15 protein-coding genes are annotated in these 15,336 nt (G+C 68.6%); 12 read left to right on the top strand and 3 right to left on the bottom strand.

All coding sequences use genetic code 11. The features are described from left to right. Positions 1-19: 19 nt before the first annotated feature. The gene (locus ACO2Q3_RS01405) at positions 20-1,753 is read left to right on the top strand and encodes an N-acyl-D-amino-acid deacylase family protein (RefSeq protein WP_423304581.1); all 1,734 of its coding nucleotides are present in this window, start codon (positions 20-22) and stop codon (positions 1,751-1,753) included. A gap of 21 nt (positions 1,754-1,774) precedes the next feature. Here the strand turns inward: ACO2Q3_RS01405 and ACO2Q3_RS01400 are convergent, their stop codons facing one another. After that, entirely contained in the window at positions 1,775-2,668 is an 894-nt protein-coding gene (locus tag ACO2Q3_RS01400; protein WP_423304580.1) for a LysR family transcriptional regulator, read from the bottom strand. 96 nt (positions 2,669-2,764) lie between these two features. Here ACO2Q3_RS01400 and ACO2Q3_RS01395 point away from each other — a divergent pair, with 96 nt between their 5' ends. From ACO2Q3_RS01395 to ACO2Q3_RS01370, 6 genes are all read left to right on the top strand, one after another. Continuing rightward, a complete protein-coding gene (locus tag ACO2Q3_RS01395; protein WP_423304579.1) occupies positions 2,765-3,958 on the top strand; it encodes a lipid-transfer protein in 1,194 nt (397 codons plus the stop codon). Then, positions 3,958-4,419, top strand: a complete 462-nt coding sequence (locus tag ACO2Q3_RS01390; RefSeq protein WP_423304578.1) for a MaoC family dehydratase N-terminal domain-containing protein — start codon at positions 3,958-3,960, stop codon at positions 4,417-4,419. Before ACO2Q3_RS01395 ends, ACO2Q3_RS01390 begins: the two co-directional genes overlap by 1 nt. Positions 4,420-4,441: 22 nt before the next feature. Next, positions 4,442-4,819, top strand: coding sequence for a MaoC/PaaZ C-terminal domain-containing protein (locus ACO2Q3_RS01385; RefSeq protein WP_423304577.1), 378 nt, complete (start codon positions 4,442-4,444; stop codon positions 4,817-4,819). Next, positions 4,803-5,669, top strand: a complete 867-nt coding sequence (locus ACO2Q3_RS01380; RefSeq protein WP_423304576.1) for an SDR family NAD(P)-dependent oxidoreductase — start codon at positions 4,803-4,805, stop codon at positions 5,667-5,669. The genes ACO2Q3_RS01385 and ACO2Q3_RS01380 overlap by 17 nt, the downstream gene beginning before the upstream one ends. Beyond that, entirely contained in the window at positions 5,669-6,811 is a 1,143-nt protein-coding gene (locus ACO2Q3_RS01375; protein ID WP_423304575.1) for an acyl-CoA dehydrogenase family protein, read from the top strand. The genes ACO2Q3_RS01380 and ACO2Q3_RS01375 overlap by 1 nt, the downstream gene beginning before the upstream one ends. A gap of 144 nt (positions 6,812-6,955) precedes the next feature. After that, a complete protein-coding gene (locus tag ACO2Q3_RS01370; protein ID WP_423304574.1) occupies positions 6,956-7,879 on the top strand; it encodes a LysR family transcriptional regulator in 924 nt (307 codons plus the stop codon). Positions 7,880-7,907: 28 nt separating this feature from the next. On the opposite strand, the gene ACO2Q3_RS01365 is transcribed toward ACO2Q3_RS01370, so the two are convergent. Both ACO2Q3_RS01365 and ACO2Q3_RS01360 read right to left on the bottom strand, forming a co-directional pair. Then, positions 7,908-8,732 carry an enoyl-CoA hydratase-related protein gene (locus tag ACO2Q3_RS01365; protein ID WP_423304573.1) on the bottom strand — a complete coding sequence of 275 codons (825 nt, stop codon included), beginning with the start codon at positions 8,730-8,732 and terminating at the stop codon, positions 7,908-7,910. Between the two features lie 78 nt (positions 8,733-8,810). Beyond that, positions 8,811-10,352 (bottom strand): acyl-CoA synthetase, encoded by a 1,542-nt coding sequence (locus tag ACO2Q3_RS01360; protein WP_423304572.1) that lies wholly within the window; start codon positions 10,350-10,352, stop codon positions 8,811-8,813. A gap of 229 nt (positions 10,353-10,581) precedes the next feature. On the opposite strand from ACO2Q3_RS01360, the gene ACO2Q3_RS01355 reads away from it, so the two are divergent. From ACO2Q3_RS01355 to ACO2Q3_RS01335, 5 genes are all read left to right on the top strand, one after another. Next, the gene (locus ACO2Q3_RS01355) at positions 10,582-11,511 is read left to right on the top strand and encodes an SDR family NAD(P)-dependent oxidoreductase (RefSeq protein WP_423304571.1); all 930 of its coding nucleotides are present in this window, start codon (positions 10,582-10,584) and stop codon (positions 11,509-11,511) included. Between the two features lie 21 nt (positions 11,512-11,532). Further along, positions 11,533-12,405, top strand: a complete 873-nt coding sequence (locus ACO2Q3_RS01350; protein WP_423304570.1) for an enoyl-CoA hydratase — start codon at positions 11,533-11,535, stop codon at positions 12,403-12,405. Beyond that, positions 12,402-13,208, top strand: a complete 807-nt coding sequence (locus ACO2Q3_RS01345; RefSeq protein WP_423304569.1) for an enoyl-CoA hydratase/isomerase family protein — start codon at positions 12,402-12,404, stop codon at positions 13,206-13,208. The genes ACO2Q3_RS01350 and ACO2Q3_RS01345 overlap by 4 nt, the downstream gene beginning before the upstream one ends. 29 nt (positions 13,209-13,237) lie before the next feature. Continuing rightward, a complete protein-coding gene (locus ACO2Q3_RS01340) occupies positions 13,238-14,416 on the top strand; it encodes a thiolase family protein (protein ID WP_423304568.1) in 1,179 nt (392 codons plus the stop codon). 70 nt (positions 14,417-14,486) lie between these two features. Continuing rightward, positions 14,487-15,245: an SDR family NAD(P)-dependent oxidoreductase gene (locus ACO2Q3_RS01335; RefSeq protein WP_423304567.1), complete on the top strand. Its 759-nt coding sequence runs from the start codon at positions 14,487-14,489 to the stop codon at positions 15,243-15,245. The last annotated feature ends 91 nt before the right edge of the window (positions 15,246-15,336 follow it).

Below are 15,336 nucleotides of genomic sequence, written 5' to 3'. Positions count from 1 at the left end.
CAGCCCAGGCGTAATCACCATGGACCTCATCATCAAGGGCGGCGAGATCGTCGACGGGACCGGGGCGGACAGGTTTCGCGGCGATGTCGGGGTCAAGGACGGCAGGATCGTCGCGGTCGGCAAGGTCGAGGGGACGGCCAGCCGGGTTATCGACGCCGACGGCGCCATCGTCACGCCCGGCTTCGTCGACATCCACACCCATTACGACGGCCAGGTCTCCTGGGACGCCATGCTGGCGCCGTCCTCGCTCAACGGGGTGACCTCGGCCGCCATGGGCAACTGCGGGGTCGGCTTCGCACCGGCCCGCGCGGACAAGCACGACTTCCTCATCCGCCTGCTGGAGGGGGTGGAGGACATCCCCGGCACAGCGCTGCACGAGGGCCTGTCCTGGGACTGGGAGAGCTTCCCGGACTATCTCGACGCCCTGTCGCGCAGGGCCTATGCGATCGATATCGGTGCGCACATGCCGCACGCGCCCTTGCGCACCTACGTGATGGGCGATCGTGGCGCCGACCATACCGCCGCGCCGACGCCGGCCGAGATCGAGGAGATGCGGCGCCTGACCTTCGAGGCGCTCGAAGCGGGGGCGCTGGGCTTCTCCACGACGCGCACCATGTTCCATCGCACCAGGGACGGCGACAACGTCGGCACACTGACGGCCTCGCAAGCCGAGCTGATCGGCATCGCCGACGCCCTGAAGCAGGCCGGCAAGGGCGTCATCCAGCTGATCTCGGACGCCTACCTCACCAATGACGATGATTTCGCCGCGCGGGAACTGCAACTGATCCGGTCCTTGGCCCAGCACACGGGCCGCAGGCTGTCGTTCACCGTGCAACAGAACGACGACGCCCCCGACCGTTGGCGGGCGATCTTCACGGAGATCGCGGCGATGCGGGACGCCGGCCTCGACGTCAGCGCTCAGGTGGCGCCGCGGCCGATCGGCGCGATCCTGTCCTTCGCCGCGACGATGAATCCGTTCGTCGGCAGCCCGACCTTTCGGCGGATCGCCGCTGCGATGCAGGGCGACCGTCTCATCGCCGAGCTGAAGACGCCGGACGTCAAGGCGAGGATCCTCGCCGAACATGCCGCTGTCGATCTCACCGGCAACGGCGGCGTGATCACCAAGGGCTATGCGCGGATGTTCCGGATGACGGATCCCGTGGACTATGAGCCCAGCGCGGACTGCTCCCTGCAGGCGGAGGCGCACCGGCTCGCACGCAATGTGGACGAATATGTCTACGAAACCCTGTTGGAGGAGGGCGGCCGGAGGCTGATCTATCTTCCCTTCAACAACTATTCCTACGGCAATCTCGATGACGTCCACGGCATGATGACGGGACCCCACGCGCTGTTCGGGATCTCCGACGGCGGCGCCCATTGCGGCTTCATTTGCGATGCGTCCTTCCCGACCACCACCATAGGGCTGTGGTCCAGGGGCTCCAAGTCGGGGCGCCGGATCGCGCTGGAGGACCTGGTGCACGGCTGCACCCAGCGCAACGCCCGTCACCTCGGCTGGCGCGACCGTGGGACCGTCCGGGTAGGGCAGCTGGCGGACCTCAACGTCGTCGACCTGGACGGGCTCTCGCTCAGCCCGCCGACGATCGCTCACGACCTTCCCGCCGGCGGCGCCCGCCTGCTGCAGACGGCTAAGGGCTATCGCCAGACCATCAAGTCCGGCGTCGTCACCTTCGAGGCGGGCGAGTGGACCGGGGCGACGCCCGGCCGGCTCCTACGCGGCGATCAGGCCGCTTGACCCGGCCCTCGCGCGCGCTGGCTAGATCATGTCGCTCTCGCGCAGCGCGTTGATAAGGGCTCGCGCCGCCGGGCCGGGCTCCCACCGCGCGCGGACCGCACAACAGATCGGCGCCGGCGCGAAGACCTCCAGAGGCAGGGTCCGGAATTCTCGGAGGAACCCCGCGCTCCTGGCGTGTGAGGCGGAGACGACCGCCAGGGCGTCGGAGGTGGCCACGATGCGGCTCACCACCGGGAAGTAGTCGATGACGTGCAGATGGCGGCGCCATTGCTCGCCTCGGCTCTCGAACAGGTCGCGGATGACCGCGCCATAGGGGCGAGAGTCCGAGGGCGAGACCAGCGGGTACCGCGCGATCATGTCCTCGGTGAGGACCGCTTCCTGCAGAAGCGGATGCCCTTTGCGGACGAACAGCACCGACTGAAGCTCGCCGACGGGCCGCCGGTCGACGTCGGGCCACTCACGGAAGGCGGCATCGAACCCCACCGCTACATCGACGGCGCCGCTGCGCAGCTGCTGGATCATCCGCTCGAAACTCGAGCTGTTGACGTCGAAACGCAGATCCCGGTGGCGATGTGTCAGCTTGGAGAGAGGATCGATCAGCAACCATTCCAGAGACGCCGGGCACACGCCGATCCGCAGCACGCCCGCATACGGATCGTTCGCGGCCGTATTGCCCCGCAACAGCTCGTGCGCATCGTCGAGCAGGCGTGAGGCGCGCTCCACGAAGTCTCGACCCTGCTCGGTCAGCATCGCGCCGCGGGCCGTCCGGTGGAAGACGGCGTAGCCCAGCTGCCGCTCCAGGTCTGCAACCCCCTTGGTCACAGCGGACTGCGTCACGCCGATCGCCCGGGCCGCGGCCGTGAAGGAGCCCAGGCGGGCCACCGAGACCAGGTGATTGAGGCGCGGGTCGAGCATCTCAAATTCCTCTAAGGAATATTACGCCAGCATAATGAATTGGACGGAGTCCGCCACGCACACAAGGGTGAGGCGCTGCAGGCAGGAGACTTGGAATTGGGCGGATCGGATCGCGACGTGCTGGTCGGCGGGGTCGGCATGATCCCATTCAGCAAACCCGGGCAAAGCCCCGCCTACGACGAGATGGCCAGCACGGCGATCGGCTTGGCGCTGCAGGATGCCGGCGTATCGTTCGACCAGATCGAGCAGGCCTACGCGGGGTATGTGTACGGCGACAGCTGCTCCGGCCAGCGCGCGATCTATCGCGCCGGCATGACGGGGATTCCCATCGTCAACGTGAACAACAACTGTTCGACCGGCTCAACGGCGCTCTTCCTGGCGCGCCAGGCCATCCTGGGCGGCGCCGCCGATTGCGCGCTCGCGGTCGGGTTCGAGGAGATGCGTCCGGGCGCCATCGGCAACGTCTTCACCGACCGCATCAGCCCGTTCGCGGCCTTTGATAAGGCGACGGACGCGCTGGTGGACGTCGATCTGCCCATCGCGCTGCGTTACTTCGGCGGCGCCGGCCTGGCGCAGATGGAGAGGTACGGCGTCACCCTGCGCGATTTCGCCAAGGTTCGGGCCAAGGCCAGTCGCCATGCAGCCCACAATCCGCTCTCGGTGTTCCGCAACGTGATGACCGAGGAGGAGGTGCTCGCCGCGCCGGTGATCTGGCCCGGGGTGATGACGCGGCCGATGGCCTGTCCGCCGACGTGCGGCGCGGCGGCCGCCGTGCTGGTCTCGGCGGACTTCGCCCGTCGCCACGGCCTGCGCGCCGACGTTCGGATCGCAGCCCAGGCCATGACGACCGATCGGCCTAACAGCCTGGAGGCCGGCGACATGCGCTATGTCGTCGGCAAGGATATGACCGAGCGGGCCGCGCAGTCTGTCTACGAGGCGGCCGGCATCGGGCCGGAGGACATCCGCGTCGCCGAGCTCCACGACTGCTTCGCCCACAACGAGGTGGTGACCTACGAGGCCCTCGGCCTCTGTGGTGAGGGTCAGGCCGCCAGGTTCGTCGCCGACGGCGACAACACCTACGGCGGACGCGTCGTCACCAATCCGTCCGGTGGCCTGTTGTCGAAGGGCCATCCACTCGGCGCCACCGGCCTGGCCCAGTGCTTCGAGCTGACCCACCAGCTGCGCGGCTCCGCAGGAGCGCGTCAGGTGGAGGGCGTGCGCCACGCGCTGCAGCACAATCTCGGGCTGGGCGGGGCCTGCGTCGTCACGCTCTACGAACGAGCGCGCTGATGGCGATCGACGCGCATCGCCATATCGGTGTCGTTTCCGAGCCCCGTGTCGTCCTGGTGGAGCGCGGCCTCCTCAGGTTCTTCGCTAAGGCGACGGGGGAAACCAACCCGATCTACTTCGACGTCGAGGCGGCGCGGTCGGCCGGGCATCCCGACATCCTGGCGCCGCCGACGTACGTCTTCAGCCTGCAGCTCTCGGCGCCGGCAAAGGCCGGCGACGTGTTCGACCCGGTCGGCGGTCTGGGCGTCGACATGGCCCGGGTGCTGCACGGCGAGGAGGCCTTCGCCTACCACCACCCGATCCATGCGGGAGACCAGCTGGAACTGGTCACCACCACCACCGACATCTACGACAGGAAGGGCGGCGCTCTGCAGTTCGTCGTCCAGGAAACGCGCGTCACCAACGGCGCCGGGGCCGTGTGCGTGGAAGCCCGCCAGGTCACGGTGGTGCGAAATGGATGAGGCGGGCGCTCCAGGGCCGGCGTTGCCCGAGCACGTCTGCGGTCCGATCGACCGCACGACGCTGGCGCTGTTCGCCGGCGCCTCGCACGACCACGTCAGGCTGCACATCGACAGCGATTTCGCGAAGGCCGCGGGCATGGACGATGTGTTCGCCCACGGCATGTTGGTGATGGCCTATCTTGGGCAGTTCCTCACCCGATGGCGGCCGCAGTCGAGCCTGCGCCGGTGGAGCGTCCGCTTCGTGGCGATCACGCCGCTGCACGCCACCGTCCACTGTCGCGGCCACATCGTCGAAATCCTGGAGCAGGGCGACGAGCGGCTCGCCCGGGTGAAGCTCGGCGCGTGGACCGACAATGATCTGCAGACCGTCGACGGCGAAGCGCTTGTCGCCCTCGGCTGACATCAAGAAGGACGAACAGGGCATGGGCAGGCTTTCCGGCAAGGTGGCCATCGTCTCGGGATCGGGCCGCGGGATCGGACGCGCGACCGCTTTGCGGCTGGCGGCGGAGGGGGCGAGGATCGTGGTCAACGACCTCGACGCGGCGCCGGCCGAAGCGGTGGTGGCGCAGATCGAGGCGGCGGGGGGCGTGGCGGCGGCCTGTATCGGCAGCGTCACCGAGCCCGACTTCGGCGAGCGGTTCGTGAAGGCTGCGGTGGACGGCTTCGGCGGCCTCGACATCATCGTCAACAACGCCGGATACACCCTGGACGGTGTCATCCAGAAGCAGACCGACGACCAGTTCCAGGCGATGATGGACGTGCACGTGATGGCGCCGTTCCGCATCCTTCGCGCGGCGGCCGAGCCGATCCGGGTGTTCCGCAAGGCCGAGATCGAGGCCGGTCGCGAAGTTGTTCGCAAGGTGGTCAACGTCTCGTCCATGGCCGGCACGCGCGGCAACGCTGGCCAGGTCAACTATGCCTCGGCCAAGGCCGCGGTCGTCGGGATGACCAAGACCCTTTCCAAGGAATGGGGCCGTCACAAGGTCTGCGTCAACTGCGTGGCCTTCGGGCTCATAGAGACCCGCCTGACCAAGGCGAGTGACGACCCCGAGAGCCGGATCGAGATCGCGGGGCGGACGATCCAGGCCGGCATCCCTGCCGCCGGGCTGAAGGCCATGGCGGACCTCGTCCCGATGGGCCGGGCGGGCAGGGTCGAGGAGGCGGCGGGCAGCATCTACATGCTGTGCAGCCCGGACAGCGACTACGTCAGCGGCCAGCTGCTGGAAGTCGGCGGGGGGATCAGCCTGTGATGCTCGCCACCGACCAGCGCCGCATCTACGACGAGGACCTCAGGGTCTTCCGCGACCAGGTCCGCAAGTTCATCGAGCGTGAAGTCACGCCCAGGCTCGACGCCTGGGAAGCCGACGGCATCGTCGAGCGGGCGTTCTGGCGCACTGCCGGCGAGGCGGGCCTCCTGTGCCCCACGGTCGACGCCCGGTACGGCGGTCTCGGGCTCGACTTCCGCTACAACGCCGTGATCAACGAGGAACTGGCCTATGCCGGCGTCGCGACCACGATCACGCTGCAGTCGGACATCGTCGCCGACTACATCGAGAAGTACGGCTCCGAGGAGCAGAAGCTCCAATGGCTCCCCAGGATGGTCTCGGGCGAGGTCGTCACCGCGATCGCCATGACCGAGCCGGGTACGGGCTCGGACCTGCAGGGCGTGCGAACGACGGCCAGACGCGATGGCGACGACTATGTGGTCGACGGCTCGAAGATCTACATCACCAATGGCCAGAACGCCGACCTGGTGGTCGTCGTCGCCAAGAGCGATCCGGTCGCCGGGTCCAAGGGCATCTCGCTGATCCTGGTCGAAGCGACGCGCAGCGGCTTCAAGCGCGGCCGCAACCTCGACAAGATCGGCCAGAACGGCTCCGACACCTCCGAGCTATTCTTCGAAGGCGTGCGCGTGCCGGTGGCCAATCTGCTGGGGGAGGCGGGGAGGGGCTTCGCCTACCTGATGACCCAACTCGCCCAGGAACGGCTGAGCATCGCCATCACGGCCCAGGCCAATGGGCAGCGCGCATTCGACGAGGGGGTGAGGTTCTCCAAGGAACGCAAGGCCTTCGGTCAGACCGTCTTCGACTTCCAGAACACACGCTTCACGCTGGCGGGCCTGAAGGCGAAGCTGCAGGCCGGATGGGCGCACTTGGACTGGGCCCTGGCCCGGCACCTTGAGGGCCGGCTGACGGCCGCCGAGGCGTCGGCGGCCAAGCTGTTCCATACGGAGCTGCAGTGGGAAGTCTGCGATGCGTCCCTGCAACTGCATGGCGGGGCGGGATACATGAACGAGTACGCGATCGCCCGGCTCTGGCGCGATGCGCGCGTACAACGCATCTACGGCGGCACCTCCGAGATCATGAAGGAAGTCGTGGCCCGGACGATCTGAGCGCCCAGGGCGTCGGCGTCCGGAGCCGTGCGGGAGACTTGCGGTCCGGCGCGGCGTGGCGGCCACGCCCGGCCAATTGCAGTGACCATGAGATATGCGATGGTGGTATATCTCATCGGTCACTTGTGATTTGTGGAGGGTATCGTGGAGCTGAGGCAGATCCGGCAGTTCGTGACGCTCAGCGAGACGTTGAACTTCCATCGCGCCGCCAAGGCGCTGAACATGACCCAGCCCCCGCTCTCGATCTCGATGCGCAAGCTCGAGCAGGAGCTCGGCGTGGAGCTCTTCACGCGCGAACCCCGCGGCGTGACGCTGACCGAGGCGGGCCGCGTGGCCCTGCCGCACGCCCGAAAGGCCCTGCGCAGCCTCGAGGCCATGGGCGACGCGATCGGCGCAACCGTCGACGGCACCGGGGGGCGCCTCACGGTGGGCTTCGTGGGGACCGCGGTCTATGCGCTGCTCCCAAAGGCCGTGCCGCTCTTTCGCGCCGAACGCCCGGGCGTCGACCTGAGCCTGCGTGAGGCGACCACGGTGGATATCGTCCGTGGGGTCGAAGCGGGCGAACTGGATATCGGCGTGCTGCGCACACCGGTCATGGATATCGGCGACCTCAACCTCGAGCGCCTCTATCGCGAAGAGATGATCCTGCTCCTTCCGCCGGGCTCTCCACTGCTTGGCAAGGGCGTGCTGCGCCTTGAGGACCTGCGCGACGAGCGTTTCATCGGCCACGAGCGGGCGCGGCTGCCCTACTACTGGAGCCTTTCGCTCAGCGTCTTCGAGTCCGCGGGCTTCCAGCCCAACATCGTCGAAGAGGCCGCCCACCTCCACACTGCTATCGCCCTCGTGGAAAGCGGCATCGGGGTCGCCCTGGCGCCGGCCGTGTCGCGGATCGCCGGCGCGAGCCGGGTGGGCTATGCGCGCCTGACGGTCCAGGGCTCCCCGATCATGGTGGGGGTGGCGCTTGCCACCCGCCGCGATGAAAGCCGACCCGCGCGCGACGCCTTCATCGACGCCCTGCGAACGGCCGCGAATCAACTGATGGATGCCGAGGCCGCCGACCAGGAATGATCCTGGGGGCAGCGCCTGCGGTCGAGCTTCAGTCGCTGCCGATCCGTGCGTAACGCGGCGCCCGCTTCTCCTGGTAGGCCGTCCAGCCTTCCATTATGTCGGAGCCGGCGGCCGCGACCCCCAGAAGCCTGCGCGACGCCGCCGAAGCGGCGCCCAGATCGTCCGGCAGGTCCGCGTAGACCTGGCGCTTCATGGTGGCGACAGAGGCGGGCGAGCAGGTGTCGGCCAGGCTCTTGATGTACGTGCGCGCCTTTTCGACGAGGTCGCTCGCCGGCGCGATCGCGTTCACCACACCCAGTCGCAGGGCCTCTTCCGCCCCGATCCGGCGCGAAGAGATCAGGAGGTCGAGTGCAACGGACGGGCCGACCAGGCGGGTGAGCAGGCAGCTGCTGCCGGATTCGGCGACCGTACCGCGGGTGGAGAAGGCCATGCTGAAGATGGCCTCTTCGGCCATGAAGCGCATGTCAGCCCAAAGCGCGATCACCGCGCCCATGCCGAACGCATGCCCGTTCAACGCGGCAATGACCGGCTTCGGCAGGTCGATGAGGAAGCCCAGGGGACCGGCCGGGTCCGCCGCGGCCTGAGGCGCCGCCGGACCGGCTGCGTCGGCCGGCCTCTCCTTGAGGTCGTCCGGCGTGATCGACTTCAGGTCCCCTCCCGAACAGAAGGCCCGGCCGGCGCCGGTGATCACCACCCCCACCACCCGCTTGTCCTGGCCCGCCTGGCGAACGGCCTCGCGCACCTCGCGCGCCATCACCATGTTCCAGGCGTTGAGCCGCTCGGGTCGGTTCAGGGTGATCACCGCGACGGGGTCTTCCACCTCATAGAGGATGGTCTCGAACTGTTCGGACATGGCGTGCCTCCTTCGATCGGCGTTTCGTCTCATCAGGCGTGCGCCAAAGCTCCGGCGCCGCCCCGGTCTGCGGCGCGGTCAGATGGTTCGGCCGGTTCCAGCCCAGTAGGCTTCGCGGAGTTTGCGCTTGAGGATCTTCCCCGAGTCCAGGCGCGGGATCTCGTCCATGAACTCCACCCGACGCGGCGTCTTGAAGCCGGCGAGGTTGGCCCGGACGTGGGCCCTCACGTCGTCCTCGGAGAGGCTCACCGAGCCGTCGAGCTCGATCGCGGCGGCCAGGGACTCGCCGTACTCGTCGTCCGGTATGCCGAAGACCGCGGCGTCGCGGACTCCGCGGAGGGTCAGGAGGCATTCCTCGATCTCGGCGGGGAAGATGTTCACGCCGCCGGAGATGACCATGTCCTTCTTGCGGTCGCAGAGGTAGAGGAAGCCGTCGCCGTCCAGGTAGCCGACGTCGCCTGCGGTGACGAAACCGTCGCGGTCGATTTCGGCGCGCGCCTCGGGACGCCCCTCGTAGGTGAAGTCCGGCTGGTCGCCGACCCGGGTGAAGACCTCGCCGGGCTCGCCTACGGGGACCTCTCGCCCATCGTCATCGAGGATCCGCAGTTCGACGCCGGCCAGCGGCTTGCCGACGGTGCCGGGGTGGGCGAGCCATTCCGCACTGTCGGCCCCCGTGACGAGGCCGATCTCGAGGCTGCCGTACTGCTCGTAGATGATCGGACCCCACCAGGCGATCATCTGTTCCTTGATGTGCCGCGGGCAGGGCGCCGCCCCGTGCGTGACGTGCTCCAGCGAGGACACGTCGTGGCGCCCGCGAACCTCGGCGGGCAGCTTCAGGAGGCGGGTGAACATGATCGGCACCACGCAGAGGTGGGTGATCCGATGTCTCTCAATCAGGCGCAGCAGATCTTCCGGATCGAAGCGGGCCTGAAGCACCACGAAGCCGCGCATGCGCACCCAGCCCATCGCCCAGGCCAACGGTCCGCCGTGATAGAGCGGGCCGGTCACGATGGCGCGCGGCGCTCGCTCCAGGCCGCTGATCCTGGCCACGTCCGCGTAGTAGGCGGACGTCGCGCGCCGGTCCAAGGAGACCGTGGGACGCCGCACCCCCTTCGGCTTTCCGGTCGTGCCGGAGGTGTACATCATCGCCGCCGGCGCCTCCTGGGGCGCATTGGCCCACGGCTGGAAACCGCCGATCCAGGTCAGCCAATCCGTCAGGCCTGCGGGGACGGACCAGATCTCCTCCGGTATCCGGTAGGTACGGCCGATGTCCGCCGGCGTGGGGACCACCCGCACTTCCAGGTCCATCGGCAGGCGATCGAGCACCGGGCGGATCAGATCGGCGTGTGCGACCAGGAGCTTGGCCTTGCTGTCCTGCAGGACGAACAGGATGTCGTCAGGATGGCTGTGCCAGTTCATCGGCACGGGCGCGGCGCCCAGCAGGCCGGCTGCGAACGAGGCTTCGAAGAAGGCGGTGTCGTTGCGCAGCAGCAAAGCCACGGTGTCGCCCGCCGCGACGCCGACCGAATGAAGCGCGCGGGCGGCGCGCAGGGCGCGTAGGTTCAAGTCGTCTGCGCTGAGAAAGTCTTTGCCGCGCAGGATTCCAGCTTGCTCGTTCACTCACGCCTCCCTTCTGGGGTCGGGAACCGGGAGCAACTCATTCGCCGACCGGGCCGTGCGTCTCCGCCCCCAACCGGTACAGACACCTATGGTCCTTCGGGCCGTTGATCCAATATTGATGGAATAGCGTCCGATATGCTGGAGATATCGTCTCGGATGGGCGACGCCTGCACTAAGGGCGGGCCCGTGATACGTAGGAGAAATCGCAGGCCATCCAATTAATATTGGATTGCGGCACGCGCTCGCTCCTACCCTCCACCCACTGCACAAGCCCCGCTGGACGCGGCGCAGGGGCTCGCGCCGCGAGCGGCGCCCGCAAAACAGCAAGTGGTTGAGGAAGATGCGGATGGATCGGTTCAACGGCCGGACGGCGTTCATCACCGGAGGCGCGCAGGGGATCGGTCTGGGAATCGCCCGGGCCCTGGCGCGCGAAGGCGTCAAGCTGGCCATCGCCGATGTGAACACCGAAGCCCTGAAGTGGGCGCAGGACGAACTGTCGACCCTCACCCAGGTCGAAGTCTTCGAGCTCGACGTGCGCGATCGCGACAGGTACGCGGCCATCGCAGACGAGACCGAGCGGCGGCTGGGCCCGGTGTCGCTGCTGTTCAACAACGCCGGCGTCGCCGGCGGCGCCTCCGTGACGCAGATGACCTACGAGATGTGGGACTGGGTCCTGGGCGTGAACGTCATGGGCGTTGTCAACGGCGTCCAGACCTTCCTGCCGCGGATGCTTGAGCGCGGCGGCGATGCGCACATCGTCAACACGGCCTCCGGCGCCGGCCTCGTCGTCATCGGCTCGGGCGTGATGTACAACACGTCGAAATTCGCTGTCGTGGGGATGTCCGAAGCCCTGCGCAACGCGCTGTCGCGCCGCGACATCGGCGTGAGCGTGCTCTGTCCCGCCTTCGTCACCACGGACATCGCCGAGAATTCGGCCGCCCTCAGCCCGGTCGGGCGGGCTCCCACCGACGAGAGGACCAGCGCCAAGCGCGAGGAATCGAAGGCGCGGGGCTCGTCGATCGACGCGGTCGGCGAGCTCGTGCTCGAGGCCATCCGGGCCGGCCGCCTCTACATCTACACCGACGACCAGATCGGCCCGCACCTGGAGCAACGGCATCAGGTGCTGCTCGAGGCGCTGGCGGCGGCGCCGCACCGCTGACCCAGGACAACGGAGGAAACCATGACCGACAGCGTCAAGGCTGAGGCGGCCAACACCGAGTTCGAGACGATCCTCTACCAGACCCCCGCGCCGCGGGTCGCCCGGATCGTCGTCAACAAGCCGGAGAAGCGCAACGCGCAGAGCTATCGAATGCTCTACGAGCTGAACCAGGCCTTCGATCGCGCGGCCCAGGACAAGGGTGTCAGCGTCATCGTCGTGGCCGCGGCCGGTCCGGATTTCTCTTCCGGCCACGATCTGCGCGACCCTGACCGGATGAAGGCCTTCGAGGACTTCGACACGGTCGGCACCTGGGCCGGTTTCGAGGACCCGGGCGTCGAAGGCCGTTGGGTTATCGAGAAGGAGATGTACCTCGGCCTCTCGGAGCGCTGGCGCAACATCCCCAAGCCCACCATCGCCCAGGTCCAGGGGCGCTGCTTTGCGGGCGGGATGCAGCTGATCTGGCCGTGCGACCTGATCATCGCCGCGGACGACGCGAGTTTCAGGATCAACGCCATGGAACTGGGCGTGGCCTGCGCGGAATTCTTCCATGAGCCCTGGGAACTGGGGACGCGCAAGGCCAAGGAGATCCTGTTCACCGGGGATGTCTTCTCCGCCCAGGAGGCCCACAGGCTGGGGATGGTGAACCAGGTCGTGCCGGCGGCGGACCTGGAAACCTACACCCTGAGCCTGGCGGCCCGCATCGCCGAGAAGCAGCTCTTCGCCCTTCGCCTGGCCAAGGAGGTCGTGAACGCCGCGGAGGACCGCCAGGGCCGCAGGGACACGCTGCTGCTCGGGTTCGCCTATCACCACCTCAGCCACGCCTATAACCAAGAGAACTTCGGCATGGCCGCCGACCCCACCATCCTCAAGAAGTATGGAAAGCGCCCCGGATGAGCGCGACCGACATCGGCTCTGGGGCCAAGGCGCCGGCGGTGGAACTGGAGCTGCGTGGCAAGGTCCTCTGGGTGCGGCTGCAGCGCCCTGAGGTGCTCAACGCGATCAACGAGGAGATCGTCGAGGGCCTTTCGGCGGCGGTGGATCGCGCCAGCCGTAAGGACGTTCGCGCCATGGTCATCCGCGGGACGGGACGGGCCTTCTGCGCGGGCGCGGATCTGATGGAAGTGCCCGGCGCGATCATCGACACGGCGCGCATCAAGGCGACCGTCGAGCGGGTGGCCGCGGTCGTCGAGCGCATCGCGGCGTTGCCGAAGCCGGTGATCGCCGGGGTCAACGGGCTCTGCGCGGCCGGTGGCCTGGAGATCGTCCTGGCCTGCGACCTCGTCGTGGCCGTGGCGGGCGCGCGGTTCGCCGATGCGCACAGCAACTACGGCCTGCTGCCCGGCGCCGGCGGTTCGGCGCGCCTGCCCCGCGCCGTCGGCGAGCCGATGGCCAAACGGCTCATGTTCACCGGCGACTTCGTCACCGCCGAGGAGCTGGCGCCCCTGGGCTTCATTGCCCTGATCGTGCCGACGGACACTCTGGACGAGGCCCTGGAGGCGCTCGGAAATTCATTGGCGGCGCGCAGTCCTCGGGTGATGGCGGCGATGAAGCGGCTGGTGACGGCCGGCGGCGACTCCACCCTGAACGAGGCCCTCCGGGCCGAAGACGAGACGCTGACCGCCTATCTCGAGACGCCGGACGTCGTGGCGGGACTGGCGGCGTTCCGGCAGGGCAAGCGGCCCACGTTCGACGATTGACCGGCGCCGCGGCGCCCAGGAGAGAACCAGTGATCGATGTTCGGGTCATCGGGGTCGGGATGACCTCGTTCGGCAAGTTCCCTGAGCGCTCGCCGCGCATGATGGTGGCGGAGGTGGTCGAGGCGGCCCTCGCCGACGCTGGCCTCACGGCGGACCAGATCGCGGCCGTCTACGTCGCCAACGTCTTTGCGGCCACCATGCAGGGACAGGAATCCGTGCGCGGCCAGGTGTGGTTGGACGGCACGGCGCTGGCCGGCGCGCCGGTCTTCAATGTCGAAAATGCCTGCGCCAGCGGCAGCTCGGCCCTGTCGCTGGGCCGCACCGCCATCGCGGCCGGGGAAGCGGAGAACGTGCTGGTCCTCGGCGTCGAGAAGATGACGGACCCCGACAAGCAGAAGGCCTTCCGGGTGATGGAAGGCGCCATGGACCAGGAGCGGCTGCCAGAGCTGCGCAGGTCCCTGGGCTTGGATACGTCCGGCGGTTCCCCGTTCATGCAGGTCTACGCCAACTTGGCGAAGGCCTACATGGAGCGCAGCGGAGCGACCGCGGCCGACTTCGCTCTGATCGCTTCGAAGGCCTCCGCCAACGGCGCCCTGAACCCCCGCGCGCAGTTCCGGCGCAAGCTGACCCCTGAAGAGGTCCTGGCCGGCCGGCTGGTGGCTGGACCGTTGACGGCGCCGATGTGCGCGCCGATCGGCGACGGCGCGGCCGCCGCGGTGCTGACCGGGGCGACACGCGCATCCGCCCTGCCACGCTCCGTGCGTCTGCTCTCGTCCGTGGTCGGGGGCGGTCGGCGCGGCCGCGAGGACCAGTTGATCAGCGACACGGCGCGCCGCGCGTTCGAGCGGGCGGGGATCGCGCCGGAGGACATCGACGTGCTCGAAGTCCATGACGCGGCGTCCCCCGCCGAGCTGATCGTGCTGGAGGAATTGGGGCTCGCGGGACCCGGCGAGGCGGTCGGCCTGGTGCGCGCCGGCGAGACCGCGCTGGGGGGGCGCCTTCCCGTCAATCCGAGCGGCGGGCTGGTCAGTAAGGGCCACCCGCTCGGGGCCACGGGCCTCGCCCAGGTCTTCGAGCTCGTCGAACAGCTGCGCGGGGAGGCGGGCGACCGGCAGGTCCAGCGCGCGCGCCTCGCCGTGGCGGAAAACGCCGGCGGCTACCTGGGTCCCGAGGGCGCCGCAGCGGCCGTGAGCGTGCTGGCGACCTGAAGCCGCCACCCAATCGGATCAGGGCTCAGGCCGCGACCGCAGCCTGGCCGCGCCATAGGAGGACTAGCGTATGAAGGTGTCTGGACGCGTCGCCGTCGTGACGGGGGCAGGCTCCGGCCTTGGCCGGGCCGCGGCCCGGCGGCTGGCGAGCCTGGGAGCGCGGGTCGCTCTGCTGGACCTCGAACCGGCCCGCCTCGACGCCGTGGCGGCGGAAATCGGGCCAGAAGCCCTGGCCGTGCCTGTCGACGTGGCCGATCCGCAAGCGACGGAGCGCGCCATCGCCACCGTCGGGCAGCAGATGGGCCGTATCGACGTCTGCGTGAACGCGGCCGGGGTCGCGACGCCCGGCCTGACCACCAATGGGACCGATCCGCTGCCCCTCGAGGCCTTTCGCCGGGTCCTGGACGTGAACCTCGTCGGCCTCTTCGATGTGATGCGCCTGTGCGCGCACGCCATGACCCGCAACGAGCCTGTCGACGGCGAGCGCGGGGTGATCGTCAACGTGTCCTCGGGCGCGTGGAACCAGGGACAGCGCGGGCAGGCGGCCTATGCCGCCAGCAAGGCGGGCGTGGTCGGTCTGACGCTGCCCGTCGCCCGCGATCTCGCCCGCTATGGTATTCGGGTCGTCGCCGTGGCGCCGGGGCTGTTCGAAACCGCTATGGCCGCCGGCATGACTGACAAGGTCCGCTCGGGGCTGGAGCAGATGATCCTCAACCCGCGCCGCCTGGGCGAGCCCGACGAATTCGCTGCCCTGGTGCAGCACATCGTCGAGAACCCCTATCTCAACGCCACAACGATCAGCCTCGACGCCGGCGCCCGTATGAGCTGACGCAAGCCGTCGTCGGCGCGCGCGTCATGAGGGAAGTCGCGTCGCAATTGATACCCGTCACAAATCGATTGTCCGCCAATTAATATTGGAA

Source organism: Caulobacter sp. KR2-114 (assembly GCF_049446115.1).
GTDB lineage: Bacteria > Pseudomonadota > Alphaproteobacteria > Caulobacterales > Caulobacteraceae > Acaudatibacter.
The sequence above is the reverse complement of the archived record's forward strand: the minus strand, read 5'-3'. Positions and strand labels throughout refer to the sequence as shown.

Excerpts from the sequence above, each read along its gene's own strand:
- ACO2Q3_RS01405 (WP_423304581.1), top strand. The coding sequence starts at position 20 with ATGGACCTCATCATCAAGGGCGGCGAGATCGTCGACGGGACCGGGGCG.
- ACO2Q3_RS01365 (WP_423304573.1), bottom strand. The coding sequence starts at position 8,732 with ATGTCCGAACAGTTCGAGACCATCCTCTATGAGGTGGAAGACCCCGTC.
- ACO2Q3_RS01400 (WP_423304580.1), bottom strand. The coding sequence starts at position 2,668 with ATGCTCGACCCGCGCCTCAATCACCTGGTCTCGGTGGCCCGCCTGGGC.
- ACO2Q3_RS01390 (WP_423304578.1), top strand. The coding sequence starts at position 3,958 with ATGGCGATCGACGCGCATCGCCATATCGGTGTCGTTTCCGAGCCCCGT.
- ACO2Q3_RS01350 (WP_423304570.1), top strand. The coding sequence starts at position 11,533 with ATGACCGACAGCGTCAAGGCTGAGGCGGCCAACACCGAGTTCGAGACG.
- ACO2Q3_RS01375 (WP_423304575.1), top strand. The coding sequence starts at position 5,669 with ATGCTCGCCACCGACCAGCGCCGCATCTACGACGAGGACCTCAGGGTC.
- ACO2Q3_RS01345 (WP_423304569.1), top strand. The coding sequence starts at position 12,402 with ATGAGCGCGACCGACATCGGCTCTGGGGCCAAGGCGCCGGCGGTGGAA.
- ACO2Q3_RS01335 (WP_423304567.1), top strand. The coding sequence starts at position 14,487 with ATGAAGGTGTCTGGACGCGTCGCCGTCGTGACGGGGGCAGGCTCCGGC.